General features: G+C 67.4%; 1 protein-coding gene. It reads left to right on the top strand.

Annotation, left to right across the window (positions count from 1 at the left end; all coding sequences use genetic code 11):
- Nucleotides 1-49 precede the first annotated feature (49 nt).
- Nucleotides 50-1,414, top strand: a complete 1,365-nt coding sequence (locus tag D7Y15_RS43460) for an IS701 family transposase (protein ID WP_121756214.1) — start codon at nt 50-52, stop codon at nt 1,412-1,414.
- Nucleotides 1,415-1,416 lie beyond the last annotated feature (2 nt).

Raw genomic sequence — 1,416 nt, 5'->3', positions numbered from 1 at the left:
TACTACCCGGTCACTTGAATCCAGGTGGCTGCCATGATCTACGGTCGGGATGACACCGGGACAGCTGCGCAAGCTGGACGAGGCGCTGAGCGCCTACCTTGAGGAGATGGTCGCCGGCATGGGGCGGCTGGAGCGCAGGCGCGCCATGGAGGCCTACGTGACGGGCCTGCTGTTGGACGGGGAGCGCAAGAGCATTGAGCCGATGGCGGCGCGGCTGGTGGAGGACGCGGGCGAAGTCGAGGCGATGCGCCAGCGACTGCAGCAGTGCGTGTCGCAAGGGACGTGGAGCGACGAGGCCCTCCGGGAGCGACTGGCGCGGAAGTTGGAGCGGCGGCTTCCGGAGTTGGAAGCGCTGGTGGTGGACGACACGGGCTTTCCGAAGAAAGGAAAGCACTCGGTGGGAGTCGCCCGGCAGTACTCAGGCACGCTGGGGCGCACGGACAACTGCCAGGTGGCCGTCAGCCTGCATCTGGCCGGGCCTCGGGGAAGCGGGTGCATCGGCATGCGGCTGTACCTGCCCGAGGAGTGGGTGAAGGACACGGCCCGGCGCAAGGCGGCCAGCGTCCCCGAGGCGGTGGGCGCGTCACGCAAGTGGGAACTGGCGCTGGAGCAGGTGGACGACGCGCTGAAGTGGGGCGTGCGCAAGCACGTCGTGCTGGCGGATGCGGGGTATGGCAACTGCCGAGAGTTTCGTGAGGGCCTGACGGCGCGAGGACTGCCGTACCTCGTCGCAGTGCCAGGGCAGCACAAGGTGTGGCCGCCAGGAGCTACGCCGCATCGTCCAGTGAAGAAGGCGGGTGAGAACGGGCGTCCCCGGACGCGCTTCGTCGACGACAGCGGCGTGCAACCCTGGACGATTGAAGAGCTTGCGCGTCAGTTGCCCGAAGAAGAGTACCGCCGGGTCAGCTGGCGCGAGGGCAGTCGCGGCACGCAGTCTTCCACCTTCGCCGCGGTGCGAATCCAGGTCGCCGAAGGCCACGTCATCCGCAAGGCGCCAGGTGCTCCCGAATGGCTGCTGTGTGAATGGCCGCAGGGGGAAGCCGCGCCGACGAAGTTCTATCTCTCATCATTACCGTCCGACACGCCTCTCAAACGCCTCGTCACCCTGGCGAAGCTGCGCTGGCGAGTGGAGCGGGACTACCAGGAGATGAAGGGCGAAGTCGGCCTGGACCACTTTGAGGGCCGCACATGGAGAGGCTTTCACCACCACGCCACGCTCTGCATGGTGGCCCATGGATTCCTCGCGCTCCGTCGAGCGCTTTCCCCCCCGGAGGAGGATTCCTTGGACGCTGCCCCAGGTGCGCCGGCGGCTCCAGCATCTGCTGCTGCGCCGCCTCGGCCATTGTCCGCTGTGCCTCCGCAGACTCGGCGCTCGCGCTCCTCCTCGAGGACCGTCACGCATCTGATCAAGTAGTA

The organism is Corallococcus sp. AB030 (genome assembly GCF_003668965.1).
In the GTDB taxonomy this organism is placed as follows: domain Bacteria; phylum Myxococcota; class Myxococcia; order Myxococcales; family Myxococcaceae; genus Corallococcus; species Corallococcus exiguus.
Note: the sequence above shows the minus strand (reverse complement) of the source record. Positions and strands in the feature narration are given on the sequence as shown.